The sequence below is a fragment of the Streptomyces sp. NPDC001508 genome (assembly GCF_040298665.1).
GTDB lineage: Bacteria > Actinomycetota > Actinomycetes > Streptomycetales > Streptomycetaceae > Streptomyces.
This window is the reverse complement of record NZ_JBEPAP010000025.1, coordinates 58,523-84,315: the sequence shown is the minus strand read 5'-3', so window position 1 is coordinate 84,315 and position 25,793 is coordinate 58,523. Positions and strand designations below refer to the sequence as shown.

The 25,793-nt window shown below is 72.4% G+C and carries 21 protein-coding genes, 1 tRNA gene and 1 pseudogene; 6 read left to right on the top strand and 17 right to left on the bottom strand.

The window, feature by feature from the left end:
- The first annotated feature begins 3 nt into the window (after positions 1-3).
- Complete coding sequence (locus ABT245_RS22835; protein WP_351736348.1) at positions 4-588, top strand: isochorismatase family protein; 585 nt, start codon at positions 4-6, stop codon at positions 586-588.
- A 214-nt stretch (positions 589-802) separates the two neighbouring features.
- Here the strand turns inward: ABT245_RS22835 and ABT245_RS22830 are convergent, their stop codons facing one another.
- Both ABT245_RS22830 and ABT245_RS22825 read right to left on the bottom strand, forming a co-directional pair.
- Entirely contained in the window at positions 803-1,162 is a 360-nt protein-coding gene (locus tag ABT245_RS22830) for a hypothetical protein (RefSeq protein WP_351736346.1), read from the bottom strand.
- Positions 1,163-1,283: 121 nt separating this feature from the next.
- Positions 1,284-3,635 (bottom strand): immune inhibitor A domain-containing protein, encoded by a 2,352-nt coding sequence (locus ABT245_RS22825; RefSeq protein ID WP_351736344.1) that lies wholly within the window; start codon positions 3,633-3,635, stop codon positions 1,284-1,286.
- A gap of 398 nt (positions 3,636-4,033) precedes the next feature.
- Between ABT245_RS22825 and ABT245_RS22820 the strand changes: the two genes are divergently transcribed.
- Positions 4,034-4,321 carry a hypothetical protein gene (locus ABT245_RS22820; protein ID WP_351736342.1) on the top strand — a complete coding sequence of 96 codons (288 nt, stop codon included), beginning with the start codon at positions 4,034-4,036 and terminating at the stop codon, positions 4,319-4,321.
- A gap of 85 nt (positions 4,322-4,406) precedes the next feature.
- Here the strand turns inward: ABT245_RS22820 and ABT245_RS22815 are convergent, their stop codons facing one another.
- Both ABT245_RS22815 and ABT245_RS22810 read right to left on the bottom strand, forming a co-directional pair.
- On the bottom strand, positions 4,407-5,126 hold the full coding sequence (locus ABT245_RS22815; RefSeq protein ID WP_351736340.1) for an RDD family protein: 720 nt from the start codon (positions 5,124-5,126) through the stop codon (positions 4,407-4,409).
- A gap of 118 nt (positions 5,127-5,244) precedes the next feature.
- Positions 5,245-6,798: an RDD family protein gene (locus ABT245_RS22810; protein ID WP_351736338.1), complete on the bottom strand. Its 1,554-nt coding sequence runs from the start codon at positions 6,796-6,798 to the stop codon at positions 5,245-5,247.
- A gap of 240 nt (positions 6,799-7,038) precedes the next feature.
- On the opposite strand from ABT245_RS22810, the gene ABT245_RS22805 reads away from it, so the two are divergent.
- The gene (locus ABT245_RS22805; RefSeq protein WP_351736336.1) at positions 7,039-7,452 is read left to right on the top strand and encodes an SsgA family sporulation/cell division regulator; all 414 of its coding nucleotides are present in this window, start codon (positions 7,039-7,041) and stop codon (positions 7,450-7,452) included.
- 19 nt (positions 7,453-7,471) lie between these two features.
- Here the strand turns inward: ABT245_RS22805 and ABT245_RS22800 are convergent, their stop codons facing one another.
- The gene (locus ABT245_RS22800) at positions 7,472-8,878 is read right to left on the bottom strand and encodes an FAD-binding oxidoreductase (RefSeq protein WP_351736334.1); all 1,407 of its coding nucleotides are present in this window, start codon (positions 8,876-8,878) and stop codon (positions 7,472-7,474) included.
- A 92-nt stretch (positions 8,879-8,970) separates the two neighbouring features.
- On the opposite strand from ABT245_RS22800, the gene ABT245_RS22795 reads away from it, so the two are divergent.
- Positions 8,971-10,428, top strand: coding sequence for a tetratricopeptide repeat protein (locus tag ABT245_RS22795; RefSeq protein WP_351736332.1), 1,458 nt, complete (start codon positions 8,971-8,973; stop codon positions 10,426-10,428).
- 90 nt (positions 10,429-10,518) lie between these two features.
- On the opposite strand, the gene hppD is transcribed toward ABT245_RS22795, so the two are convergent.
- Positions 10,519-11,673, bottom strand: coding sequence for a 4-hydroxyphenylpyruvate dioxygenase (gene hppD / locus ABT245_RS22790; RefSeq protein ID WP_351736330.1), 1,155 nt, complete (start codon positions 11,671-11,673; stop codon positions 10,519-10,521).
- Positions 11,674-11,811: 138 nt separating this feature from the next.
- Between hppD and ABT245_RS22785 the strand changes: the two genes are divergently transcribed.
- Complete coding sequence (locus ABT245_RS22785) at positions 11,812-12,291, top strand: Lrp/AsnC family transcriptional regulator (protein ID WP_351736328.1); 480 nt, start codon at positions 11,812-11,814, stop codon at positions 12,289-12,291.
- A gap of 88 nt (positions 12,292-12,379) precedes the next feature.
- On the opposite strand, the gene ABT245_RS22780 is transcribed toward ABT245_RS22785, so the two are convergent.
- The 5 genes and pseudogenes from ABT245_RS22780 to ABT245_RS22760 all read right to left on the bottom strand — a co-directional run bounded on the left by ABT245_RS22780 (position 12,380) and on the right by ABT245_RS22760 (position 18,147).
- Positions 12,380-13,171, bottom strand: a complete 792-nt coding sequence (locus ABT245_RS22780; protein ID WP_351736326.1) for a S16 family serine protease — start codon at positions 13,169-13,171, stop codon at positions 12,380-12,382.
- Positions 13,172-13,283: 112 nt separating this feature from the next.
- Positions 13,284-13,379: pseudogene (locus ABT245_RS22775) on the bottom strand (IclR family transcriptional regulator); the annotation flags it as partial.
- A 130-nt stretch (positions 13,380-13,509) separates the two neighbouring features.
- The gene (locus tag ABT245_RS22770) at positions 13,510-14,151 is read right to left on the bottom strand and encodes an IclR family transcriptional regulator (RefSeq protein WP_351736324.1); all 642 of its coding nucleotides are present in this window, start codon (positions 14,149-14,151) and stop codon (positions 13,510-13,512) included.
- A gap of 289 nt (positions 14,152-14,440) precedes the next feature.
- Positions 14,441-16,228, bottom strand: a complete 1,788-nt coding sequence (locus ABT245_RS22765; protein ID WP_351736322.1) for a DEAD/DEAH box helicase — start codon at positions 16,226-16,228, stop codon at positions 14,441-14,443.
- Between the two features lie 407 nt (positions 16,229-16,635).
- Complete coding sequence (locus ABT245_RS22760) at positions 16,636-18,147, bottom strand: MFS transporter (RefSeq protein ID WP_351736320.1); 1,512 nt, start codon at positions 18,145-18,147, stop codon at positions 16,636-16,638.
- Between the two features lie 188 nt (positions 18,148-18,335).
- Between ABT245_RS22760 and ABT245_RS22755 the strand changes: the two genes are divergently transcribed.
- Positions 18,336-18,407 (top strand) — tRNA-Cys (locus ABT245_RS22755).
- Between the two features lie 243 nt (positions 18,408-18,650).
- Here the strand turns inward: ABT245_RS22755 and ABT245_RS22750 are convergent.
- The 6 genes from ABT245_RS22750 to ABT245_RS22725 form a co-directional block, all read right to left on the bottom strand.
- Complete coding sequence (locus ABT245_RS22750) at positions 18,651-18,935, bottom strand: hypothetical protein (protein WP_351736318.1); 285 nt, start codon at positions 18,933-18,935, stop codon at positions 18,651-18,653.
- 218 nt (positions 18,936-19,153) lie between these two features.
- Positions 19,154-20,314 carry an SUKH-4 family immunity protein gene (locus ABT245_RS22745; protein WP_351736316.1) on the bottom strand — a complete coding sequence of 387 codons (1,161 nt, stop codon included), beginning with the start codon at positions 20,312-20,314 and terminating at the stop codon, positions 19,154-19,156.
- Between the two features lie 289 nt (positions 20,315-20,603).
- Positions 20,604-20,735, bottom strand: a complete 132-nt coding sequence (locus tag ABT245_RS22740) for a hypothetical protein (RefSeq protein ID WP_351736314.1) — start codon at positions 20,733-20,735, stop codon at positions 20,604-20,606.
- Positions 20,732-23,041 (bottom strand): xanthine dehydrogenase family protein molybdopterin-binding subunit, encoded by a 2,310-nt coding sequence (locus ABT245_RS22735; protein ID WP_351736312.1) that lies wholly within the window; start codon positions 23,039-23,041, stop codon positions 20,732-20,734. The genes ABT245_RS22740 and ABT245_RS22735 overlap by 4 nt, the downstream gene beginning before the upstream one ends.
- A complete protein-coding gene (locus tag ABT245_RS22730; RefSeq protein ID WP_351736310.1) occupies positions 23,038-24,873 on the bottom strand; it encodes a 2Fe-2S iron-sulfur cluster-binding protein in 1,836 nt (611 codons plus the stop codon). The genes ABT245_RS22735 and ABT245_RS22730 overlap by 4 nt, the downstream gene beginning before the upstream one ends.
- Positions 24,870-25,763 carry an FAD binding domain-containing protein gene (locus tag ABT245_RS22725; RefSeq protein WP_351736308.1) on the bottom strand — a complete coding sequence of 298 codons (894 nt, stop codon included), beginning with the start codon at positions 25,761-25,763 and terminating at the stop codon, positions 24,870-24,872. The genes ABT245_RS22730 and ABT245_RS22725 overlap by 4 nt, the downstream gene beginning before the upstream one ends.
- Positions 25,764-25,793: the final 30 nt, after the last annotated feature.

Genomic DNA, 25,793 nt, shown 5'->3' with positions numbered 1-25,793 from the left:
ACCATGCGCCGCGCCTTGATCGTCGTAGATGTGCAGAACGACTTCTGCGAGGGGGGCAGTCTCGCGGTGGCCGGGGGTGCCGATGTGGCCGCCGCCATCACCGAGCTGATCGGTCAGGCACCGGCCGGCTACCGGCATGTGGTGGCGACCCGTGACCATCACATCGCGCCCGGTGGTCACTTCGCCGACAACCCCGACTACGTGCACTCCTGGCCCGCGCACTGCGTCGCCGGCACGGAGGGCGTGGGCTTCCACCCGAACTTCGCCCCCGCGGTGGCCTCCGGCGCGATCGACGCCGTCTTCGACAAGGGGGCGTACGCGGCGGCCTACAGCGGCTTCGAGGGCACCGACGAGAACGGCGTCCCGCTGGCCGACTGGCTCAGGGCGCGTGCGGTCGACGAGGTGGACGTGGTGGGCATCGCCACGGACCACTGTGTGCGCGCCACCGCCCTGGACGCCGTGCGGGAGGGGTTCCGCACGAACGTCCTGCTGGACCTGACCGCCGGAGTGGCCGAGGACACGACGGAGCGCGCGCTCGAGGACCTACGCAAAGCAGGCGTCACCCTCACCGGCAAACCCCTCACTTGACCACGCTCGAAAGGGGCGCGAGGACCCGCGCACAGAACGACAACCCCGGCCCCCCGGCAAACCCCGGTCAGCCATCTACAGGGGCGCAGGGAACTGCGCGACCAGCCACAACACACCCGCACCCGACCGCACAACCCGACGTCGGCAAACCCAGCGCACACGGAGCTTCGGCCGGGCCGTACAAGGTCAGCGCAAGATCAACCACCGTCCACGCCTAACCCAGCGGAGCGCTGGGGCGCAGCAGGGCCCTGATCGGATGCCACAGCTCGGTCACCAGATCCGCCGCCGTGACGTCGGCGGCGGGCGCGGTGCGCCATATCAGCCCGTCCGGATGGTGCAGGACCGCCGTGATCTCGTCCGGTGTCGGCGGGGCCGCGTTGCCGCGCAGATACACCGCCCGCATGCCCAGGTTGCGCAGCCGGGTCAGGGCCCGCGCCCGGTTCTGTGCGTGCACGAGCACCCGCACTCCGCACGCGGGCGTACCCGCGGACGAGCCGTCGGCGGCGGGGCTGGGCAGGTTCAGTGCCACCACCACGGTGCCGTTCGGCAGCTTGCAGAAGCCTCCTGCGGCCATTCGGTCACATCCCCGTTTCGGTCGGTGTCAATAAGAGCGCCATAGGACGCACCTAAACACGATCGGCGGCGACCCGCCAAGGGGTCACCACCGATACGCCTCTGACCTGCGGGGATGCAAACTACCTCACCGCGGGGCCGACCTCGATCTCGATTGTCGAGCCATCCTTGGCCTGCTTGTCGATCTTGATCTTGGTGTTGGTGTCAGTGATCTTGACACCGCCCGCCGGGTTGGCCGGGTCGTAGTAGCTGTGGGTGTGGTCGTTGAAGACCGACACCCCCTTCGATGACCTGATCACGGTCGGCACGTCCGCCTTGTGCAGCGTGATGCCGTCCGTGCGCTCCAGGCTGAACGTCGAGTCGTAGGCCTGGATCCGGTTGCGCATCAGCGTGCCGTCGGTCCACCGCAGCGCGTTCGGGTGCGAGTCGACCGGGAGGATCAGACCGGTACCGGGGTGGCTGCCGGTGTTGTTGTCCTGCTGGGAGGTGTCCCACTTCCAGATCAACAGGCCGTTCTGGTACGGGTAGTGCTCCACCCAGTCCGGACGGGTCGTCGAGAAGCCGAAGTTGTACGGGCCGGTCTTCAACGTCCTGTCGTACGACGCGTACTGGCGGTTCTCCGCGATGTAGTACTGCTTGTAGTCCTTCGTGAAGGACGCGCCGACCCGGGAGAAGCCGTTCGCAGTCCAGGCCGCGTCCGCGCTCTCCGCGTCGTCCGAGAAGACCGTCGCGCCGTCCGCGGTCACGGTGATCCGGTCGGCCGCGAAGCCCTTCTGTGCCACGCCGCCGTCGGTCTGGTAGCGCAAGCGCAGCTGGAACTCCCGGCCCGCGTAGGCGTCCAGCGGGTACGACAGCTTCTTGTAGCCGTCGAGCGTGCCGGTCAGGGCCGGCTTGTCGCTGCCGTCACGCGGGAGGGGCTGACCGTCCACCGTGCCGTCGAGCGCGGTCCAGTCGGCGCCGCCGTCGGTCGACACCTCGGTGTAGAGGAAGTCGTACCCGGCCTCGATGTCGTACCAGCCGTCCAGGGTCAGCGCGGCCGAGGACGTGCCGGTCAGATCGACGGAACGGGTCAGCGTGTTCTTGAGGCCGTCACCGCTGCCGCTCCACCACTGCGTCGCGCCCTGCGCCGGGGCGACGATCTCGGTCGTGACGGCCTTTTCGGGCAGCGTGACGACGAGCGCCTGCCGGTGCTTGGTGTTGTACTCGGCGAGGCCCAGCTTATGCCAGGACGTGATGCCGGCCTTCGCCACGTCGTAGTTCAGCCAGCCCAGTTGGAGCTTGTCCCAGGCGTTCATGTCGCCGGGCAGGTCACCGATGGCCTGTTGGCCCCGGCCGAGCCAGGAACCGGACGACATCAGGGTCCAGAAACCGGTGGAGTTCTCGCCGCCCGCGGTGTCGTACTCGTCCGGCAGGCCGAGGTCATGGCCGTACTCGTGGGCGAAGACGCCGAGGCCGCCGTTCTCCGGCTGGATGGTGTAGTCACCGACCCAGATGCCGGTGCCGCCTATCTGCGCGCCGCCGAGCTTGTTGTGGTCGGGGCCGGTGGCGCCGGCGTCGGTGCCGAAGGCGTACCAGCGGTGGGCCCAGATGGCGTCCGTGCCCTGGGCGCCGCCGCCCGCGGACTCGTCCTCACCGGCGTGCACGATCTGGAAGTGGTCGATGTAGCCGTCGGGCTCGTTGAAGTCGCCGTCGCCGTCGTAGTCGTAGCGGTCCCACTGGTCGTACCGGGCCACGTCCGCCTGGATGTCGGCGTCGGAGCGGCCGGCCGTCTTCTGGTCGGCGACCCAGGCGTTCAGTCCGTCGCCAACGACGTCCCAGACGCTGGAGCAGGTGCTGCCGCCGCATGCATTGTTGCCGTAACGGGCCTCGTTGTAGGGGACCTTGACCCAGTCGGAGACCTCGCCGTCCACCGAGTAGCGGCCCGAGGACTGCTTCTCGTAGTACTTCTTCAGCGACTCGGTGTGCTTGCCGGTGCCGAAATAGAGGTCCTCGTAATGCTGCTGGTTGTAGTCGGACTTCCACTCGGTGCTGTTGTCCTTGGTGCGGTCCGGCGCCGCTATCTCGTTGTGCAGCGGGCCGGCGGAGCCGCCGTACCGGGGGTCGACCCGGTCGCCGAACTCGACCAGGATCGTGAAGATCTTGTCGGTCTTCTCCCGGCCGAGTTCGACGTACTTGCTGTCGCCCTTCTTGCTGTCGAGCCGTACGACCTTCGAACCGTCGCGGTCCTTCACCCGGGCCTTGCCGGCGATGACCTGGTTGAGTGCCTCCTGGCGCTGAGCGTCCTGGGTCTTGCTCAGCGGGCCGTCGAGGTCGTGCGTCTCCTGTTTCACCGGGGCCGGGTCGTGCCGGTTCGCGGCGGCCGACGCGGCCGTGGTGCTCGCCTCCGCGACGGCGAACGTCGCGAACGTGGCCGAAGCCGCCGCGAGCGCAACGCCGACCGCGGCGACTCTGAACGTCCAGGGTCTGCTGGTCACTTGAGATCCTCCCCCGCGCCGCGCACACGGAATGGAGGGTTCCGGGCTTGGAGGTCCGTGCGCGCCTGATCAACGCGTGTAGTCAAGTGACGACATTTGACTAGAGGTTTACGAGAAAAGACAGATCTTGACTTGAGCAGGTCAACTGCATTATGGGGCGGGCGCGTTGGGGACGGATGCCTGTGGCATACCCAACCGGCGCATGAGACCGTCCACTTGCTGGATGCATGACTCCGTGCGCCCCCCGTGCACCGGTACCGTGGGTTAGGCCACGCTTACCGGCCGTTCCCCTCGGGCATGCACGCGAATAGAGTCGAATGTGGAACACCCGGAAGTCGGCGGAGAAGCCAGGCCGGTTGCCCGCCTCACCCCCAATATCCTCCGAGGACACGATTGCCATGCCTCGTCCGACTGCCGCACAGCTCGCCTACGGTTCCTGCACCGTGATCTTCTCCACGCTCGCCATGCTGCTGCTGTCGCAGACGAGTTCGGGAGCGGGGATCACCGTGATCGCCCTCGCGGCGCTCGCCCTGGGGCTACTGGTCGCCCTGACGGTTCCCCTGCCCAAGCCCCGTACGGTCGCCCCGGCGGCCGGGACGCCGGCCACCGCCGAGCGGGTGGTGCCGGCGCCGCGCAAGCCGGTGGCCGCCGTGGCCGAGCCCGTGCGCGAGCCCACCCCTCGCTGAGTGACACACGAAGTCGGCGGGTCCGTGAAGAACACGGACCCGCCGACTGCTGTTCGTTTCCGGCGGCCTGTGCGGCCCGCCGGACTCATCTGGTGCTGACCACCACCGTCTTGGCGGCCTTGTCGTGCAGGCCCTGCTTGTAGGGCCGGTCGAAGAAGCTCCAACCGCCGCAGATCGCGGTCCAGATGCAGGCGCAGCAGAACGCGAACGGGATCCACAGCACCAGCGCGCGCACCAGCGCGGTCTGCACGGAGGGCGTGGAGCCGTTGCCCAGGTCGGCCACGCGCATGCCGAGCCACTTCTTGCCCAGGGTCTGGCCGGTCCGGGAGATCAGGACGGTGTCGTAGGCGATGTAGAGCACGGCGGCGACCAGCGACTGCACCAACGACTTGCCGACCTCGACCCTGTCGCTGTTCACCTCGTACTCGCGCACCCCGAAGGCCCAGGTGATCAGCCAGACGACGATGCCGACCAGGATCAGGTCGATGATGCGGGCGAGGGTGCGCTTGCCGCTGTCGGCGAGCGGGGGCATACCGGCGAGCGGGTCGGCGGGCCCGCCGGCGCCCCCGTAGGGCCCGGCTCCGTAGGGCCCGCCGCCGTAGGACGGGGGCTGCTCACCGCCGTACGGAGGCGGCTGCTGACCCCCGCCGGGCGGTGGCGGCTGCCCGCCCTCGCCGCCCCCTGGCGGGGGCTGACCAGGGGTGTCGTAGGGCGCGCCCGACCCCGGGCCGGACGGGGGCCGCTTCCTGAACGGGTCTTCTTCCGGTGGCTGCTGTCCTGAGCCGGGGGGCGGTTCGCTGCTCATGGCCCGAGTGGACCGCGAACCGCCGGATTCCGCATCCGGCGGACGGCCGTCCGGGGTACCGAATCGAAGAAGCCGTACGGCGGACCCACGGCTGCCGCAACGGGCGTAGTGACCCCGGTCAGCCTGCCACGAAGGTGTGGGCCGCCTTGTCGTGCCAGCACTGATGCCACGGGCGGTCGAACAGGCACCAGGCGTAGCCGACGACACCGATGCCGAGCAGACCCGGGACGGTGTGCACGAGCCAGCGCCGCAGGGACGCGCCGAAGGCCGGCGGCTCATGGCCCTCGATGTCCCGTACCTCCAGGCCGCACAGCCGCTTGCCCAGGGTGCGGCCCCACTTGGCGGTGGGCAGCACCTCGTAGAGGACCCCGGCGAGCAGGAGGACCGCGAGGACGATGCCGAGGTACGTCCCCGTCGTGCCGTCGAGCAGCCAGACCGTGACGGTGCGGCCGGAGAGCTCGGCCGCGTCGATCTTCTCCTGGATGTGGTCGGCCGCCCTGGTGCCGAGCGGCACGGCGGCCACTGCGGTGACCGCGCCGACGGCCGCGGTGTCGATCAGCCGGGCCGCCAGCCGCTTGCCGAGCGCCGCGGGCCGGGCCGCCGCCTGCCGCCGCACCATCGCCTGGAAGGGATCCTCCGCGGGCGGCTTCCAGGGGGCCACGGGCTGCTCGTCCCCGCCGCCCGCGAGCCGGTGCACCTGCTGGGCCCAGGAGGACTGCCCGCCGCCGCGCCCGGAGGTCACGGGGGTGGACTGCTGTGGTACGGAGGGAGTGGCGGTGCGGGCCGCGGCGCCCGCCGCCCGGTTCTCGTCCTGCGCCGCCGCGGCACGGGCCGCGGCGGCCTTGCCGGCCCCGAACCCGGGCCCGCCGGAGCCCGTGGCGGAAGAAGCAGCCGGGGAGGGAGCCGGGGAAGCGGCGCCGCCCGCGCCCGGAGCGGAGGCGGCAGCGGAGGCGGAGCCGTCCGCGCCGGAGCCCTGTGCCGGGATCGCCGCCCCGGACCCGCCGGAACCACCGGACCCAGCCGGACCCGGCGGACCCTGGCGCGGGCCGAAGGCCGGCCCGCTCCGGTCCGCGGGGGCCGCAGCGCCCGGTTCCCCGGTGCGCGGCACCGCACGGAAGGTCATGGTGCCCTCGTCCTCGGCGGCGGGCGCGGCGGCCGGGCCGGGGACGGGACGGCGGAAGACGAACGTGCCGCTCGCCGGCAGGTCGCCGGATTCGGCCGGCGGGATCGTCGCCGTGCCGTCGGTGCTGGTGGCCCGGCCGTCCGGCGCCGGCGGCGGGTCGGCGGGCACCCGCGGGTCGCCGCCCCAGGAGACCCGGCGGTCCGGTTCGCCGCCGAAGCCGGACTGCCGGGACCGGTCGGCACTCCACGCGGACGCCGGCTCGGGCCCGGCGGGCTCCGGCTGCGGCCCGGCGGGCTCCGGCTGCGGCCCGGCGGGCTCCGGCTGCGGGTCCTCGTCGAAGAAGTGCGGGCCGGTCTCCTCGACCGCGGGTGCGGCCGGACGCGTCCCGGCCGGCGGGCTGAGCGGTTCGCCGTCCCGGGGAGCCGGCCGGCTGGTGCCCGGCACCCAGGCGGCCCCGTTCCAGTACCGGACGTAGCCGGGGATGGACGGGTCCGGGTAATAGCCCTCGCGAGGCCTGTCGTCGCCGGGGGCCGGGGTTGGGGCGCTCATGTCCGTCGTCCCGTATCTGCTCGGAAGTCGGTTGGGGGTCTCCACATCTATCAGACCCGGTGGCCCGCCACGGCCAGTCCGGCCGGACCCACCCCTTTCCGGGCAACCTGCGCACCGGCTTCACGGCCGGGGAAAAAAGTTCTCCGAACCCGCGTAATGCCCACGCCCCCGCCCTCTCTCCACTCGTACGGGACCGCCAGCGGCGCCCCGTACACCTGCCTGAGAGAGGAACCGCACGTCATGCACTGCACCGTGGTGGAGCGCGAACTGGAGCTGAAGCTCGTCCTGTCGCCGGAGCGCAGCGTGCCGGTCCCGGCGCGGCTCTCCTACCGCACCGACGACCCGTACGCCGTCCACATCAGCTTCCACATCAACTCCGAGCAGCCCGTCGACTGGACGTTCGCCCGCGAACTGCTGGTGGAGGGGGTGTTCCGGCCGTGCGGGGACGGGGATGTGCGGGTGTGGCCGACCAAGGCGAACGGCCGCAGCGTCGTGCTGATGGCGCTCAGTTCGCCCGACGGCGAGGCCCTGCTGGAGGCGCCCACCACCTTGGTGTCCGCCTGGCTGGAGCGGACGCTGCGGATGGTGCCGCCGGGGTCCGAGGCGGAGCAACTGGGCCTCGACGACGCGCTCCACCAGCTGCTCGCCCGGTGACACCGGGTGCGGCGCGGGGTCAGAACAGCTTGCCCGGGTTGAGGATGCCCAGCGGGTCGAAGACCTGTTTGACGGCGCGTTGCAGCTCCACGCCGACCGGACCGATCTCCCGGGCCAGCCACTCCTTCTTCAGGACGCCGACACCGTGCTCGCCGGTGATGGTGCCGCCCAGTTCCAGGCCGAGGGCCATGATCTCGTCGAAGGACTCGCGGGCCCGCCGGGACTCCTCGGCGTCGTCGGCGTCGAAGCAGACGGTGGGATGGGTGTTGCCGTCACCGGCGTGCGCGCACAACCCGATGGTCAGCCGGTGCTTTTCGGCGATGCGCTCGACGCCCTCCAGCATCTCGCCCAGCCGGGAGCGGGGCACGCACACGTCGTCGATCATCGTCGTGCCCTTGACCGCCTCCAGCGCGGTCAGGGACAGCCGGCGGGCCTGGAGGAGCATGTCGGACTCGGCGGCGTCGTCGGCGGGGACCACCTCGGTGGCGCCGGCGGCCTCGCACAGCGCGCCGACGGCGGCCAGGTCGGCGGCCGGATCCGGGGTGTCGAACGCGGCCAGCAGCAGCGCCTCGGTGGACTCCGGGAGGCCCATGTGGGCGAGGTCGTTGACGGCCTTGACCGTCGTCCGGTCCATGAGTTCCAGCAGGGACGGCACATGGCCGCCCGCCATGATCCGGCACACCGCGTCGCAGGCGGCGGCCGCGGAGGCGAACTCGGCCGCGAGCACCAGTTGCCGGGGTGGCTTGGGCTTCAGCGCGAGGACGGCCCGTACAACGATGCCGAGCGAGCCCTCGGAGCCGACGAACAGACGGGTCAGGTCGTACCCCGCCACCCCTTTCGCGGTGCGGCGGCCGGTGGACAGCAGGCGGCCGTCGGCGAGCACGACGTCAAGGCCGAGCACATACTCGGCCGTCACCCCGTACTTCACACAGCACAGGCCGCCGGAGGCGGTGCCGATGTTGCCGCCGATGGTGCACATCTCCCAGCTGGAGGGGTCCGGCGGGTAGTACAGGCCGTGCTCCTCGACCGCGCGGGAGAGCGTGGCGTTGACGACTCCCGGCTCGACGACGGCGACGCGGTCGACCGGGCTGATCTCCAGGATGCGGTCCATCTTGGTGAGGGACAGCACGATGCAGCCGTCGGCGGCGTTGGCGCCGCCGGACAGGCCGGTGCGGGCGCCCTGCGGGACGACGGGCACGCGCAGTTGTGTTGCGGTGCGCATGACGTGCTGGACCTCTTCGACCGTGCGCGGCAGCACCACCACGGCCGGGCTGCCGGCCGGGCAGAAGCTCGCCATGTCGTTGGCGTACGAGGTCGTGACGTCGGGGTCGGTGAGGACGGCCTCGGCCGGCAGGCCCGCGCGGAGCCGGTCGGTCAGGTCGCCCATCGCCGTGTCGGGTGCGGCTTCGATTCGGCTCATGATCACAGCCTTGCACCCGGGGCCATCGGTGTGAACCCCATCGGGGGCGCGCCTTCGGCTGCCGGGCTGTGGCGGTCATATGAACGCACAGTATGACTATGGAGAACGAACAGTCCGGGCCGGGCACGTCCCTGGTGGCCGCGCCGCCGCGGCGCACCCGCGTGCTGCGGCGAGTACTGGTCACCCTGGTGACGGCCGGTACCGCGGGTGCCGCCGGGTATGTCGGAGTGCTGATGCTGCTGCCACCCCCGCAGCCACCGCCGGATCCACCGCCCGCGCCGGCGCCGGGCCCACCGCCGCTCACGACGGTGACCGCCGGGATGCCCGCCGCGCTGCCGGGCCTGACGGCACTCATCAGGGACCGGGAACTGCATCTGCGCACGCATCCGCGGGACGCACAGGCATGGGCCGTGCTGGGAACGGCCTATGTGGAACACGGACGCAGAACCGCGGACGCCGGGAACTTCCCGAAGGCCGAGAACGCGCTGCAGGCCTCGCTGCGGGAGCGGCCGACGGCCAACGCGCAGGCGCTGGACGGGCTGGCGGCGCTGGCCAACGCCCGGCGGGACTTCGGCGAGGCCAAGCGGCAGGGCGAGCAGGCGCTGGCCCTCCAGCCCACACGCTGGACGGCATACGCGCTGCTGATCGACGCCTACACCGGACTCGGTGACTACGAGGCGGCCCGCGGCACCCTGGACAAGCTGATGGGGCTGCGCACCTCGCCCGCCGAACGCCCGGCGGTGATGGCGCGGGCCTCCGCCGTCTACCGCGACCGGGGCTGGCGCGAGGACGCGGCCGCGCAGGTCGCGGACGCCGCGGCGACCGCCGGTACCCCCACCGAGCAGGCCGCCTATCTGGAGCGGGCCGGGCAGCTGGCCTGGGAGCGCGGGGACCGGGAGGACGCGCTGCGGCACTTCGAGGCGGCCGTCCGGCTGGACCCGGACCAGCGGGCCGCGCTCGCCGGGCAGGGACGGGCGCTGGCCGCGCTCGGCCGCACGGCGCAGGCGGTGGACGCCTATGCCCTCGCGCTGGCTGGTCAGCCGTCCCCGCAGTACGCGCTGGAACTGGGCGAGCTGTATGAGTCGCTGGGCATGACCCAGGAGGCGCGGGGCCAGTACGACCTGCTGCGGCAGCGGGCGGACCGGGACATCGCGGGCGGGGTCGACGACGATCTGGTCATCGGGCAGTACGAGGCGGACCACGGCGACCCGCAGCAGGCGGTGCGGCGGCTGCGCGACGAGTGGGACCGGCAGCCGGGGATCGAGGTGGCGGACGCGCTCGGCTGGGCGCTGTACCGGTCCGGGGACCCGGAGGAGGGCCTTGAGTACGCGCAGAAGGCGACGGACAAGACGAAGGGCGGCGGGGTGCGCAGCGCGCTGTATGTCTTCCACCGCGGCATGATCGAACGCGACCTGGGCGAGTACTCCTCCGCCCGCCGCCACCTCAAGGAGGCCCTGCAGATCAACCCGTACTTCTCCCCGACCCGGGCGGCCGAGGCGAGAACGGCCCTGCGGTCCCTGGGCGACCCCGCGGACACCCCGGCCCCCGCCTGGTGACCCGCCGCGGGGGACCACCCGACGAGATGCCGCCGGGTGGTCCCCCGACCCTCGTGCCCCGTGCCCCGGGCCTGTGCCGATCAGGGCTAGCTAGAGGTTGCCGCGGCGCTCCTGTTCCCGCTCGATCGCCTCGAACAGGGCCTTGAAGTTGCCCTTGCCGAAGCCCATCGAGCCATGGCGCTCGATGATCTCGAAGAAGACGGTCGGGCGGTCCTGGACCGGCTTGGTGAAGATCTGCAGCAGGTAGCCGTCCTCGTCCCGGTCGGCGAGGATCTTCAGCTCACGGAGGGTGTCGACGGGGACGCGGGTGTCGCCGACCCAGTCGCCGAGGGTGTCGTAGTACGCGTCGGGGGTGTCGAGGAACTCGACGCCGGCCGCGCGCATGGTGCGTACGGTCTGGACGATGTCGTTGGTGCTGAGGGCGATGTGCTGGACTCCGGCGCCGCCGTAGAACTCCAGGTACTCGTCGATCTGGGACTTCTTCTTGGCGAGCGCGGGCTCGTTGATCGGGAACTTGACCTTGAGCGTGCCGTCGGCCACGACCTTGGACATCAGGGCGCTGTACTCGGTCGCGATGTCGTCGCCCACGAACTCCTTCATGTTCGTGAAGCCCATGACCTTGTTGTAGAAGCCGACCCACTCGTTCATGCGGCCGAGTTCGACGTTGCCGACGCAGTGGTCGACGGCCTGGAAGGTCCTCTGGGCGGGGGGTTCGACGATCGGGTCGGCGGCGGCGTAGCCGGGCAGGTAGGGCCCGTCGTAGCCGGAGCGTTCCACCAGGGTGTGCCGGGTCTCGCCGTACGTCGCGATCGCGGCGAGGACGACCGTGCCGTGCTCGTCCTTCAGTTCGTACGGCTCCGTCACGGAGCGGGCGCCGTGCTCGACGGCGTAGGCGTGGGCGGCGCGCGCGTCCGGCACCTCGATGGCGAGGTCGATGACGCCGTCGCCGTGCTCGGCCACATGCTGCGCGAGGAAGCGGCCCCAGTCGGTGGCGGGCCTGATCACGGAGGTGAACACGAAGCGGGCGGAGCCGTTCTCCAGGACGTAGCTCGCCGTCTCACGGCTGCCGTTCTCCGGTCCGAAGTAGGCGACCAGCCGCATGCCGAAGGCGGTGGAGTAGTAGTGCGCGGCCTGCTTGGCGTTGCCCACGGCGAAGACGACCGCGTCCATTCCCTTGACCGGGAAGGGGTCGGCCTGCCGTGCGGTGTCGGGAGTGTGGTGTGTGTTCGCGTCGATTACGGCCATGGCGGAAGCGTGGCTCCGGCCTGCAAGGTGCGCAATAGTTTGTGTATCGACTGGGCAATATGTAGGGCCGAACGGCCCTATCGGCGGTCTCTCTGTACATGATGACCACCACACATGCTGACCACCGCGGGAGGCGCGATGGCGATCGATCATCTGGACGGGCGCATCATCGTCCTGCTGGCGCGGGAGCCGCGGATCGGGGTGCTGGAGATGTCCCGCCGGCTGGGTGTCGCCCGGGGCACCGTGCAGGCGCGGCTGGACCGGCTCCAGTCGAACGGTGTCATCCGCGGCTTCGGCCCGCAGGTCGATCCGGCGGCCCTCGGCTATCCCGTCACCGCCTTCGCCACACTGGAGATCCGGCAGGGCCAAGGGCCCGATGTGCGGGCGCACTTGGCGTCCGTGCCGGAGGTGCTGGAGCTGCACACCACCACCGGGACCGGGGACATGCTGTGCCGTCTGGTGGCCCGCTCGAACGCCGATCTGCAGCGGGTGATCGACCGGGTCGTCGGCTTCGAGGGCATCGTCCGCGCCGCCACGGCGATCGTCATGGAGAACCCGGTTCCACTGCGGATCATCCCGCTGGTGGAGCAGGCGTCCCAGGACCGGGACGCGCCCTGAAGCCTGAAGGGGCACGGGGAACTGCGCGACCAGCCACGATGGTGCCGCAGCCGACCGACGGCACAGCGCGGCAAGTCCAGCGGAGCGCTTAGCAGCTCGGGACCGAGGGCTTGTTCTTCTCCAGGGCGACCAGGGAGTCCACCGCGCCCTTGAGCGTGGTGACGGGGATCAGCCGCAGCCCCTTCGGCAGTTCCGCCTTGGCGTCGGCGCACTCCGCCTTCGGCACCAGGAACACCGTCGCCCCGTCCCGCCGGGCCGCCTGCGTCTTCAGGGCCACGCCGCCCACCGCACCGACGGTCCCGTCGGTGTCGATCGTGCCCGTGCCGGCGATGGTGCGCCCGCCGGTGAGGTCGCCGCCGCTGCCGTCGCCGTCCAGCTTGTCCACGATCCCGAGGGAGAACAGCAGGCCGGCGCTGGGGCCGCCGACGTCCGCGAGCTTCAACGTAACCTTGATGTTCTTGTCGGTCAGATCGAGGTGGCCCAGCGCGGCCCGGGTGGCGGCGTCCTGGGACTGCTGCATCTGCGCGACGTTGTGCCGCTCGATCTCCTTGACGCTGTTCCCGCTCGGATAGACCGAGTCGCGCGGCATGACCGCCCGGTCCGTGCGGAACCAGTTGTCGATCACATCGCCGAGCGAGACGTCCGCGTCCGGGGAGGTGGCCTCGATGGTCGTCATCCGCAGCTCGCCGCTCGTCCGCCGGACCGGCGCACCGGAGACCGTGATCACCTCGGTGCCCCTGTTGGCGCCGAGCACGTTCGCCGTCATCCCGGGCTGCGCCACCGAGAACGGCAGCGGCGCGAAGACCGCGGTGGCGATCAGTGCCGCGACGGGCAGGGCACAGACAGCGACGGCCTGGAGGCGCGTGAGACGAGAGAGCACGGGGTCAATCTAACGCGCCCCCCACATCAGGCCACCGCCCGACCACCACGGCCGACGGCCCCCCGGGCACCCCCGTCAGCGAAGGACCTCGGCGACCTCACGGGCACCCCCGTCAGCGAAGGGCCTCAGCGACCTCACGGGCCGCGTCCAGGACTCGAGGGCCGACCCGCTCCGGGACGGAGTCCGCCAGCATCACCACACCGACAGCATGCCAAGCGCCCCCGTCAACGATCGACCACGGCGACCTCGCGGGCCACGTCGAGAAACCCACGGGACCCACCGGCTCCAGGACGGAATCCGCCCACACCACCACACGGAAACCACGCCGGACGGCCCCGTCAGCGAAGGGCCTCAGCGACCTCACGGGCCGCGTCCAGGACTCGAGGGCCGACCCGCTCCGGGACGGAATCCGCCAGCATCACCACGCCGACGCTGCCCTCCACCCCCGTCACCCCGATCAGCGGCGCCGCCGCCCCGCAGGCCCCGGCCTCCAACTCGCCGTGGGTCAGGGTGTAGCCGGGATCGGCGGGCGGCACCTGCCGGGCCGCGAGGATCGCCCGGCCCGCGGCCCCGCGGTCCAGCGGATGCCGGAACCCCGCCCGGTACGCCACGTGATAGTCCGTCCACGTCGGCTCCACGACCGCGACCGCCAGCGCCTCCGAGCCGTCCACCAGCGTGAGATGGGCCGTCGCCCCTATGTCCTCGGCAAGCGACCGCAGCGCGGGCAGCGCCGCCTCCCGTACCAGCGGATGCACCTGCCGGCCGAGCCGCAGCACGCCCAGTCCGACCCGGGCTCGCCCGCCCAGATCGCGCCGTACGAGCGCATGCTGTTCGAGCGTGGCGAGCAGCCGGTACACCACGGTCCGGTTCACGCCCAGTCGATGGGAAAGCTCGGTGACGGTCAGCCCGTGGTCCGTGTCGGCCAGCAGCTTGAGGACCCTCAGTCCCCTGTCGAGCGTCTGAGAGGTCTCCGCGGTCACGACGCCCACTCCTTAGGTGGTGAGGTCGGCGACCCACTGGTGGCGGTTGCGTCACCGAGTCCCGTCGGCGAGGCGTGTCAGAGGCCGCCGATCGGCAGGACGGCCCGGCGGCTCCGGGCCCAGTCGCTTCACGGCTGCGCTCCGCGGCGGCGCTGCCACGGGGCGTGTGCGTATCCGGACAGTAGCGAAGCCGGTTCGCTGAGCGGAAGCCTCCGTCCAGAATCCGGGCGCTCTCCGGTATGAACCATCCGTGTTCACCCCGATACGCTCCCCACACGGAACCCCTCGGTCACCGCATCCGCGTGGCCCACTCCTGCACCTTGGCGATCCGCTGCCGCAACTGCCCCGCCGTCGCCTCGGCGCTCGGCGGTCCGCCGCACACCCGCCGCAGCTCGGTGTGGATCACGCCGTGCGGCTTGCCGCTCTGATGGACGTACGCGCTGACCAGCGTATTGAGCTGCTTGCGCAGCTCCATCATCTCCTTGTGGCTGACCACCGGCCGCCGCTCGGCGGGCAGTTCGAGCAGATCGGCCTCGGTGTCCGGCTTCTTGCGGCTGTGCGCGATCTGCCGTGCCTGCCGCTTCTGCAACAGCAGTTGCACCTGGTCGGGCTCCAACAGGCCCGGAATGCCCAGGTAGTCCTGTTCCTCCTCGCTGCCCGGGTGGGCCTGCATGCCGAACTCGGCCCCGTCGTAGAGCACCCGGTCGAAGACGGCGTCGGACTCCAGCGCCTCGAAGGGCAGCATGTCCTGCTCGCCGGTGTCCTCGTCCTGCTCCTTGTTCGCCTCCTCCATCTCCTTCTCGGACTCGGCGTACGGGTCCTCCTCGCCCTCCTTCTTCGGCTTGTCGAGGGCGTGGTCGCGCTCGACCTCCATCTCGTTGGCGAAGGTGAGCAGGTCGGGAACGGTCGGCAGGAAGACGGAGGCGGTCTCGCCGCGCCGCCGGGAGCGCACGAACCGGCCGACGGCCTGCGCGAAGAAGAGCGGCGTGGAGATGGTCGTGGCGTACACGCCGACCGCGAGCCGGGGCACGTCGACGCCCTCGGACACCATGCGGACGGCGACCATCCAGCGGTCGGTGCCCTCGCTGAACTCGTCGATCTTCTTGGAGGCGCCGACATCGTCGGACAGGACGACCGTCGCACGGCTGCCGGTGATCTCCCGGATGAGTTTGGCGTAGGCGCGCGCCGAGTCCTGGTCGGTGGCGATGACCAGCGCGCCCGCGTCCGGGATGGCCTTTCTGACCTCGGTGAGCCGCTGGTCGGCGGCGCGCAGCACGCTCGGCATCCACTCGCCGCGCGGGTCGAGCGCGGTGCGCCAGGCCTGGCTGACCGCGTCCTTGGTCATGGGCTCGCCGAGCCGGGCGGCGACCTCGTCGCCGGCCTTGGTGCGCCAGCGCATGTTGCCGCTGTAGGAGAGGAAGATGACGGGCCGCACCACCCCGTCCGACAGCGCGGACCCATAGCCGTACGTGTAGTCGGCGGCGGACCGCCGGATTCCGTCCTGCCCCTCCTCGTACGTGACGAAGGGGATGGGGTTGGTGTCGGAACGGAAGGGGGTGCCGGTGAGCGCGAGCCGCCGCGTGGCGGGCTCGAACGCCTCCAGGCATGCCTCGCCCCAGGACTTGGAGTCACCTGCGTGGTGGATCTCGTCGAGGATCACGAGGGTCTTGCGCTGCTCGACGCGGTTGCGGTGCAGCATCGGGCGCACACCGACACCGGCGTAGGTCACGGCGACCCCGTCGTACTCCTTGCCGAGCGGGCCCGCGCTGTACTCGGGGTCCAGCTTGATCCCTATCCGCGCCGCCGCCTCCGCCCACTGCTTCTTCAGGTGCTCGGTCGGCGCGACCACGGTCACCTGCTGGACGACATGGTGGTGCAGCAGCCAGGACGCCAGGGTCAGCGCGAAGGTTGTCTTGCCGGCGCCGGGCGTGGCGACGGCGAGGAAGTCACGCGGCTGCTCCTGGACGTACTTCTCCAACGCCCCCTGCTGCCACGCGCGCAGTTTGCTGGCGGTGCCCCAGGGAGCGCGGCCGGGGAAGGCGGGGGAAAGGTGGTGGGAGGAAGCGGCGGTAGTCACGGTCTCCGGTGCAGAGGGTCGAATCAGCGCGCCGCGCGCGGCGGTTCGGCCACGGCGGTGCTGGGTTACGGTCGGGCGGCTCGGCTGGGTATGACAACCGGGCCACCCTACCGGCGCCCCATGGCCACCCACGCGCGAACCCGGCCGGGTCGCCCACGGGTGGGACAGACGTCACAGCGGACACACGAGGCGACGGTCGTTGCGCCTGCGCGCATGCCGCCGGACGGTCACCCGGCACCGACGGACGATCCCCCACGCGCCGACGGACGGGTGGCGGCGGCGGCTGCGACGGGGCGCGGCAGGGTGACCGGCGCCACCGGTGGCAGTCTCCGCCGCGGAAGCCGCCATGCTCACCCCACCCACCGACAGACAGCGGCAGATGCCCGGCCGTGTCCCTCCGCGGTCGCTCAGCGTGTGCGCAACCGCGTCGTCACCCACACCCCGAGCAACGCCACCACGGACATCGGCAGAAACACCGCGGCGAACGCGGCAGGGTGACCGCCGCCGCCGGTGGCGGTCTCGGCCGCGGAAGCCGCCATGCTGCCGCCCCCCAGCGCGGCGAACGCGGCGCCCGCCGCCGCCAGCAGGACGACGTTGGACAGGGCGTCGGAGATCTGCAGGGCGGCGGAGTTGGCGCCGGCCTCCTCCGGGGCGGACAGCCGCAGCAGGAGCACGCTGCTGGAGGAGATCACCAGCCCCATCCCGAAGCAGCCGAATCCCCAGGCGACCGCGACGGTCCACGCGGGCACGGCGGGCACGAGCACACTGGAGGCGGCGGCGATCGCGACGGCCGTCAGCACCATGCCGACGGTCATCAGCCGCTCCCGGTACGGTTCGGCACGCGGCCGGGACTGCATCCAGGACCCCAGCGCCCAGGTGCCGCCGCCCGCCGCCAGCGAGAACCCGGCCAGCGTCGGCGACAGCCCCCGCTCGGCCACCAGCATCAGCGGCACGAACGACTCGGCCGCGATGAAGGACCCCGCGGCGACACCGCGCAGCAGCACGACGGACGGCAGCCCGCGTGCCGCCCGGTAGGTGCCGCGGGGCAGCAGCCCGAGCACGGCCGGCACCAGCAGCGCCGCGCCCGCCGCCCCCGGGACGAGGGAGACCCAGCGCAGGTCCTGCGCGGCGAACTGGAGCAGCCCGGCGCCCAGGGAGACGGCGAACGCGAGCCGGATGCGCCGCCGGTCGAGGGAGCCGGACGCCTTGCCGCCGGACGCGGTGCCGTCGGTCCGGGCGTCGGTGCTCACGGGACCGGACGCGCGCCGTCGTATCTGCGGCAGCGCGAGCGCCAGCGGGAGCACGACCAGCACCGGGATCGCCAGGAACACCCACCGCCAGCCCAGGTGCTCGGTGACCGCGCCCGCGGCGAGCGGGCCGACGATCGACGGGACGACCCAGCCGGCCGCGAACGCCGCCATGATCGCGGGACGCAACCGCTCCGGGTAGGCCCGGCCCACGACCACGTACAGCGCGACGATCACCAGCCCGCCACCCAGGCCCTGCACGGCCCGCCCCAGGATGAACACCCACATCGAACCGGCGGCCCCGGCCACCACCAGCCCCACCGCGAAGGAGCCGATCCCCGTGGTCAGCGCCCCCAGCGGCCCCCGCCGGTCCGACCACTGTCCCGCGAGCACCATGCCGAACAGGCTGGTGGTGAAGTACCCGGAGAACGCGAACGCGTACAGGGACACCCCGTCCAACTCCCGCGCGGCCACCGGCATCGCCGTCCCCACCGCGGTCGCCTCGAACGCGATCAGCAGCACCACCGAGACGATCGCGACGCTCAGCGCCCGGTACGTTCGGCCCAGCACTCCTTCCTCGGGCCTGCCTGCGGGTTCGGCTGCGGGTTCGGCTGTGGGTTCTCCTGCGGGTTCTCCTGCGACCTCGGTGTCGCGCGGCTCATGGACGCTCATGACGGCCAGCGTAAGGCTCACAACCGACCTTGACCCCTGTCCCGGGTCTCCCGCCGCCTGCGACCTTGGTCGTACGCCTCCCCGGTGTGGCACCCCCGTTTCATGAACGCCGTATGGCAGTCCCGTTGCGTCCCCCGCGTCCCCCTTGATCCCCGCCCCGCCCCGCCCTACGGTCGTCCTATCGACACGGCCGTGTGCCCGAGTGGTTTAGGGGCTCGCCTGCAAAGCGAGTTACGTGGGTTCGATTCCCGCCACGGCCTCCGAATACGGCTGATCTGCATGTTTCCAGGTCAGACGCAGCTCTTGAGGTCTGTGACTCCCAGGCCAGAGGCAGCCAGGGCCAATGCCGACTGGCCCGGCTCCACGGAGCGCCACGCGGCGTGAAGGGAGCCCAAACGTCATTGCATACGCCTCTTCGGAGCGCGCTCAGATTGGAGTTGCTCCGGTCCGGCGACGGCCCGGGGACGTCCTGAACGTCGCTGCGCCGGCCCGGCCGTGCGACCTCACGCCGGCTGCCGCCGCAGCGTATCCGTCGCCGAACCGATGCGCTGCATCCGATGCCGGCGCAGCCTGCTGCCCAGCAGCGCCGTGACAACCGACTGCACCACCACCAGGTACATCAGTTGCCGATAGACAAAGATCTGCAGCGGCAGGGTCCACAGCGGTTCGAACTTCTCCTTGTCGAGGCGGAGCGCGTAGAGGGCACTGAACACCTGCACGGCCGTGAAGCCGAGCCATACGGCCCCGGCCTGGGCGGCGCTCTGGAACAGCAGCCCGTACGCGGACAAGAGCTACTCGTCCTGCCATATCCGGACCCGCCTACGGCCTCGGGAAGGTCCTGTCGTCGACGAACCAGTCTGCTCGACTTTCCGGGTGTTGCATGTCGAATGTGCGGCCAGTCAGCATGTTGTCGGGGCCGAAGTGGCCGTCATAGTGGCTGCTACGGACACCCCGGTCCGTGAGGAACAGGGCACACGCAAGGCGCCTCAAAGGGGCCTGGTCCGCTTCAGAGCACGCCGCCTGCTTCGTCCTGGAAGAGTTCCGTCCAGTAGTGCCAGTCCGCGTCCGTTGTCGTCGGGGTCGTGTCGATCGACGTGAGGGTCCGGATCATCGTCGCGGCCAGCTGGTCGTATGCCTCCGTGGTCAGTTCGTGGCCCAGGTGCTCGTCGATCGTGCGCTCGTGGTGCAGCAGCCAGAGGGTGTAGGCGAGGGTGGAGATGTCCGTGTTGAGCGGGTACAGCGCCGCCTCGGGCTCGCTGAAGTTGAGGATCGCGCCCGTGCTGCCGTCGACCACGAGGCTGTTGTCCTCGACCAGATGGCCGAGGCGTATGAGGCGGTCGGAGTGCGCGGGGAGCACTTCGAGGGGGTATTCGCCCGACCGCTCGTCCCTGTAGTACTCCGTGAGCGTCGGCAGCGGTACGTCCGTGTCGAGGCGGAACAGCACCGCGTCCTCGGGCAGCCCCGTCTCGCGCAGGAAGCGGCGCGTCGGCTCGTGGGTGAGCGCGGCGGGGAAGTCGACCTCCTCGAAGCGGGCCACCCGGCCCGGCCCGAACTCCTCGTCCAGGAGCCGGCCGGGGAGGTCCAGGGCGAGGCCCCGTGCGGTGCCGGGGCTCGCGACCAGGGAGAGCGGGCGGATCAGCGCGGCGGCCTTCCAGTACGGCGGCACCTCGCCGTCCGTGCCCTCCTCGAAGAGCGCGAGAAGCCGACGGGATGCCTCGGTGGCGGTCTTGGTGCCGTACCGGCCCGCGTAGCGGGCGAACCGGCCACGCAGACCGGCCAGTTCCTCCGTGACCGCGGCGAAGCGCAGCAGCGTGTGCAGGGAGGGCGCGAGGGGGCGGCTGTCCGTCGGGTCAAGCAGGTCGGTGGTGGTGATCTCGCCGGTGCTGCCGTCGAGCAGGATCGACTCCGTCTCCATGCCGACGGGGCCGAGGAGTTCCCCTATCACGAGCCGGTCCCGCAGCTCGCCCGCCAGCCGGGCCGGGCCGTCGACGGCGTCCGCGAGCGTGCGCAGGCCGGTCGTGCGCAGCGCCGCGAAGGTCAACAGGTCGCTGTCGTCGGGCAGTCCGGGACCGGTCAGCAGGCCGCGCGTGGGCGCGTGCGTGACGTAGAGGTCCAGCTCGGCCTCGGTCAGCGTGATCGCCGCGGCCATGGCGTCGGTCGTGCTCATCGCTCCCCCGCGATTCCCGTCGTACGTCGTCCTGCGTGGTCGTACGCCGTTGTGCTCGGTCGGGTCTTCCCTGGCGCGGGGCACGTCCGGTCGGCCGGTCCGACGTCCGAGGCGGCCGTCCCCCACTGACCGTCACACTACGCGGCACCACTGACAACGCCCCACCGGAAAGGACGTCATGCGACCCTCGCACGTTGCGTCCCGGCGGGAATCGCGTCCGTCGTCTCGGTGACGGCCCACGCCGTGGTGACCGGCCGCCGCCCGAGCCGCGGCGACCACGGCCCCCGCGTCAGGTGAAGTAGACACCGCCCAGCACGACGGCGACCGCCGCCAGCGCGAACACAAGGATCCACAGCAGCAGCCGGCCCGGACCGGGTGCCGGTTCGTAGCGCGGACCCTGGGGGGCTTCGGGTGTGCTCATCGGTCCGTGACCACCGCGGCCTGCGGGCGGATCGGCAGACGGTTGACCGGACGGCCGGTCGCGGCGCGTACGGCGGAGGCAATGGCCGCCGGGGAGGTGACGACCGGGACCGCGCTGACCGCCTTCGCGCCGAACGGAGCGACCACGTCCCGCTCCTCGACCAACTTGACGATCTTGATGTCCGGTGTGTCCAGGGCCGTGGGCAGCGCGTACCCGGTGAGGTCGGGGTGCCGGACCAGACCGCGGGGGGTGCGCAGGTTCTCGGTGAGCGCGATACCGACGCCCTGGGTGACACCCGCCTCGATCCGGGCGGTCAGCTGCGCCGGGTTGAGCACACGGCCCACGTCCTGGGCGACGGCCAGCTCCACGACCCGCACCGAACCGAGTTCGATGTCGACGTCCACCACCGCGCGCACCGCGCAGAACGCGAGGCCCACGAAGGCGTCGCCCTGCCCGGAGTCGTCCAGCGGCTCGGTGGGGTGCGGGCGGCACTGGGCGGTGGCCCACAGTTCCTTGCCGTCCATCGCCTCCGTGACGGTCGTCGACAGCACACCGTCGTACGAGGTGATCTTGCCGTCGGTGATCTGGAGCAGTTCGGTCGACATCCCGAACTTGTGCGCCAGGGGCTGCAGAAGCTGGGCGCGGACCATCTTCGCCGCGCGCTCCACGGCTCCGCCGGAGACCCAGGTGTGCCGGCCGCGCGAGCCCGCGCCTGCCGGGGGCTGGTCGGTGTCGACGGGGGCCACGTGGACCTCGTCGATGCCCAGGGTCTCCTGGACGATCTGCCGGGCGAGCGTGGTGAAGCCCTGGCCGGTCTCCACCGCCGCGCACAGCACGGTCGCCGTGCCCTCCTGGACCTTGACGGTCGCCGTGGAGACCTCGTCGGCGCCCTCCGCGCCGAGCATGTGGACCATGCCGAGGCCATAGCCGACGCCCCGGCGCACCGCGCCCGGCTCGCCCGCGCCCTCGGGGCCGCCGGGCAGCAGCCAGTCCTCCTCGGGGATGTCCTTGGGGAGCGCGGGCAGCGGGAAGTCCCGTACGGCCTGGAGGAGTTCGGCGACCGGTGCCGGGCAGGTCACCGTCTGGCCGATGGGCAGCACGTCCCCGGTGGCGAGCGTGTTGCGCAGGCGCAGCTCCGCCGGGTCGAGGCCGAGTTTCTTCGCGAGCTTGTCCATCTGCGCCTCGTAGGCGGCGCACACCTGCATCGCGCCCTCGCCGCGCACATGGCCGGAGGGCGGGTTGTTGGTGCGTACGGCCCAGCCCTCGATGAAGGCGTTCGGCACGACGTAGGGGCCGCAGGCGAAGGAGACGGCGGCGGCCAGCGCCTCGGCGGAGGTGTCGGCGTACGCGCCCGCGTCGAGCAGGATCTGCGCCTCGACCTTCACCAGCCTGCCCTCGGCGTCGGCGTGGTGGCGGTAGCGCAGCAGCGTGGGGTGCCGGTGGGCGTGGCCCAGGAAGGACTCCTCGCGGGTCGCGGTCAGCTTCACCGGGCAGCCCGTCTTCAGGGCGAGCAGGCCGAGCGGGAGCTGGAAGCCCTGGTCCTCGCGGTCGGCAGTGGCCCCGGGGACACCGGTGACGACGATCTTCACCCGGTCCGGGGACAGGCCGTAGCAGGCGGCGGCGGTGTTGCGGTCGGTGTGCGGGTCGGTGGAGGCCAGATACAGCTCGACGCCGCCGTCGGGGCGGGGCACCGCGAGGCCGGCCTCGGCGCCGATGGGCGCGGGGTCCTGGCGGCCGATGCGGTACTGGCCCTCGACGACGATCTCGCCGGCCGCGTCCGCATCGCCGTGGCGCAGCGGGATATGGCGGATCAGGTTGCCGTCGGGGTGCAGGGGTTCGGCCTCGAACGCCTGCTCGGGGTCGGTGACCGGGTCAAGGGTCTCGTACTCGACGATGACGGCGGCGGCGGCCATCCGCGCGGTGTCCGGGTGGTCGGCGGCGACGGCCGCGATGGGCTCGCCGTGGTGCCGTACGACCTCGGAGGCGAACACCGGCCGGTCGGGGGTGCCCCGGCCGTGCCACGGGGTGCCGGGCACGTCCTCGTGGGTGATGACGGCCCGTACGCCGGGCATCTCGCGCGCGTGGGAGGTGTCGACGGAGACGATGCGCGCGTGCGCGTGCGGGGAGCGCAGCACGGCCGCCCACAGCAGGCCCTCGGCCCACAGGTCGGCCGCGTACGGGAAGGTGCCCTCGGTCTTGGCGGGGGCGTCGGCCGACGGCAGGGACACGCCGAGGCCGTGCGGCAGTTGTTCGGGGGCGTCGGCGGCCTCCGGGACCGTGGTCGCGGTGCCGGCTTCGTTGGTCACGCCTGGCCTCCGTCCTGGCCGTAGGGCTGGTCGTGCGGTCCCGGCGCGTGCCGCGTCTCGAACGCCGAGGCGTGGACGCCGCCGGCGCCCGGGCCCGCCTGGTGCGGAATACGCGCCCCGTCCGCGTCGTCCTGCTCGGCGTCGGCCGCGCTGTGCGCCTCGCGTTCGGCGACGACCTCCTTGACGGCGTCCAGGACGCCCCGGTAGCCGGAGCAGCGGCACAGGTTGCCGCACAGGGCCTGACGCGCCTCCAGTTCGGTGGGCGCCGGGTTGCCCTCCAGCAGGTCGTGCACGGTCATCGCCATGCCGGGGACGCAGAATCCGCACTGCACGGCGCCGCGTCTGGCGAGCGCCCGCTGGACGTCGGAGGGCCGCCCGTCGACGGCAAGGCCCTCGACGGTGCGGACCTCGCTGCCGGCCGCGGTGACCGCGGGCACCAGGCAGGAGGCGACGAGGCGCCCGTCCACCTGGACGTTGCAGGCGCCGCACTCGCCCTGTGAGCAGCCGTCCTTGGCGCCGGCGAGCCCGAGCCGCTCGCGCAGCACGTACAGCAGCGACTCGCCGATCCAGGCGTCGGTGACGGGGCGGTCGGTGCCGTTGACGCGCAGGACGTACGAGGCGAGGGGGTGGTCGTCGTGCGGGGGCGGCGGCGCGTCCGCGGCCTCCTCGGCCGGGGCGGCGGGGCCGTCGGGCGTGGCGGGCGGCTGCGCGCCGTGCGGACCGCTCGCGGTGTCGTCGGGCGACTCGGGCCCTGCCGGGGGCTCAGCGGCCCCGTCAGGGCCCTCCTCGTCGCCGTCGGCGGCTCCCGGCGCCTCGCTGCTTCCGGTGGTCTCGTGGTCCGCGGCGGGCCCGGTGGCCTCAGTGTCGGCAGCGGTCCCGTCCGTCTCGTGGGTGACCGGCACCGTCTCGTCGGCGACGGGCGCCGTCTCGTGGGTGACCGGCGCGTCGGCCTCGGGCGGGGCCTGGGAGGCGGCGTGTTCGGCCACGGGCTCGTGGCCGTCGTCGGGCCGGAGCGCCGTGCCGTGTGCGGCCGTGCCGTGTCCCGACGCGGTGCGGTCCGCCGGGCCGTGCCCCGCGGGCGCGGGGACAACCGGGCCGTGCCCCGCGGGGGCGTGGTCTGTCGGGCCGTCAGCGCCCGGGACCGCCTCGCCCGGTCCGGCCGGGGCGTCCTGGTAGGGCTCGGCGGGCGCGAACCGCTGCGGAGCGACGTGCGGCGCGCCCCCCTCCGGCGGCCCGTCCGCGCGCGGGGGCGCGGCCGGCTGTCCGGGCGGTGCCGCCTGCTGTTCCCAGGGCTGTCCCGCGGTCTCCGTGGCCCAGGGCGCGGGGGCGCCGCCGGGCAGGGTGGCGGGCGGCGTGCCGCCCCACTGCTCGACGAGGGAGGACGCGCTGAACTCGCCCGACTCGTCCGGAAGGTCACCCCCGACGACGGGGATGGACCACTGCCCGGTCACGTCCTGGCCGGCGGCGGGCGCCACCGGTTCCTCGTAGGTCCAGTGCTGGGTGGCCGCGGGCGGGTACGTGAACCGGTCGCCGGCGCCCGGCTGCTGGGGCACGGCGTTCGGGTCGGGCCACTGCGTGCCGTCGGCCGGCATCGACCAGCCGCCGGTGCCCGCGGGGTCGGTGCCGTCCCCGGCGGGGGCCGCCGCTATCTGCGGCGGCACATAGCCGTGGCCGGGCGCGGCGAGCGGGCTGTCCGAGGACAGCAGCGCGTCGATGCCTCCCTCGGGCAGCTTCACGAAGGCGGTCGCGCCGTCGTCGTAATCGCCCTGGGGCAGCGGGTCCCAGCGGCCGCCCTCCCGGGGCGGGTTCTCTCCGTGCTGGTCGTCGGTCACGACAGCGCCCTCCCCAGTGCTCGTCGGGCCAGCGCGGCGACGGTGCGCCGCAGGTGCAGTACGGCGGGCGGCAGTTGCGGTACGGAGCCGTCCTGCTCCGGGGCCGGGTCGGGGATGCAGGCCGCGGCGACGTACTCCCCGAAGGCGTGCAGCGCCTCGGGCACGAGCGCGCGGTCGTTGTCCCAGTCGATGAGCCGGGCCACCCACTGCTCGGCTTCCAGGGGCCGCAGCGGCATCGGCGCTATGGCACCCACGGCGCACCGCACTCCGCGCCGCGCGGGGTCGAGGACGAGCGCCACGGAAGCGGCGGCCCGGCCGGGCCCCGTGCGTCCGGTCGCCTTCAGGAAGACCTGCGGGGCGTGCAGCAGCGGCACGCGTACGTAGCCGATGAGTTCGCCACCGCCGAGCATCTCCACGCCGGCGAGCAGATGCGAGACCGGAAGCTCCCGGCGCGCCCCCTGAGGGCCCGCGATGACCAGCGTCGCCTCCAGGGCGGCGAGGACCGGCAGCGCGTCGCCCGTGGGCGCGGCCGAGGCGATGTTGCCGCCCAGGGTGCCCGCGTTGCGGATGTGCGGCGGGCCGGCGGCGCGCGCGGCGGCGGCGAGCGCCGGGATCAGGGCCGCGAAGTCCGGGCGGCCCATGCGCGCGTGCGTGAGTCCGGCGCCGAGGAGCGCGTGGCCGTCCTGGTACTGCCAGCCGCGGATCTCGCTGATGCGGCCTAGGCCCACCAGGGCGGCGGGCCTGAGCTGTCCGGAGTTGACGGCGGCCATGAGGTCGGTGCCGCCCGCCACGGGGACGGCGGCCGGCATGGCGGTGAGCGCCGCCACGGCCTCGTCCAGCGTCGTGGGCAGGGTGACGGCCTGCGCCGCCTGCGGTGCGTGCGTGGTCAAACCGGCTGCCCCTTCCCGCTGCCCCACCTG

What these genes read in the sequence shown, in the direction of transcription:
- ABT245_RS22760 (WP_351736320.1), bottom strand. Translation starts at nt 18,147, where the DNA reads ATGAGCGTCCATGAGCCGCGCGACACCGAGGTCGCAGGAGAACCCGCA.
- ABT245_RS22810 (WP_351736338.1), bottom strand. Translation starts at nt 6,798, where the DNA reads ATGAGCGCCCCAACCCCGGCCCCCGGCGACGACAGGCCTCGCGAGGGC.
- ABT245_RS22785 (WP_351736328.1), top strand. Translation starts at nt 11,812, where the DNA reads ATGGCGATCGATCATCTGGACGGGCGCATCATCGTCCTGCTGGCGCGG.
- ABT245_RS22740 (WP_351736314.1), bottom strand. Translation starts at nt 20,735, where the DNA reads ATGAGCACACCCGAAGCCCCCCAGGGTCCGCGCTACGAACCGGCACCC.
- ABT245_RS22820 (WP_351736342.1), top strand. Translation starts at nt 4,034, where the DNA reads ATGCCTCGTCCGACTGCCGCACAGCTCGCCTACGGTTCCTGCACCGTG.
- ABT245_RS22830 (WP_351736346.1), bottom strand. Translation starts at nt 1,162, where the DNA reads ATGGCCGCAGGAGGCTTCTGCAAGCTGCCGAACGGCACCGTGGTGGTG.
- ABT245_RS22815 (WP_351736340.1), bottom strand. Translation starts at nt 5,126, where the DNA reads ATGAGCAGCGAACCGCCCCCCGGCTCAGGACAGCAGCCACCGGAAGAA.
- ABT245_RS22835 (WP_351736348.1), top strand. Translation starts at nt 4, where the DNA reads ATGCGCCGCGCCTTGATCGTCGTAGATGTGCAGAACGACTTCTGCGAG.
- ABT245_RS22805 (WP_351736336.1), top strand. Translation starts at nt 7,039, where the DNA reads ATGCACTGCACCGTGGTGGAGCGCGAACTGGAGCTGAAGCTCGTCCTG.
- hppD (WP_351736330.1), bottom strand. Translation starts at nt 11,673, where the DNA reads ATGGCCGTAATCGACGCGAACACACACCACACTCCCGACACCGCACGG.
- ABT245_RS22795 (WP_351736332.1), top strand. Translation starts at nt 8,971, where the DNA reads ATGGAGAACGAACAGTCCGGGCCGGGCACGTCCCTGGTGGCCGCGCCG.
- ABT245_RS22745 (WP_351736316.1), bottom strand. Translation starts at nt 20,314, where the DNA reads ATGAGCACGACCGACGCCATGGCCGCGGCGATCACGCTGACCGAGGCC.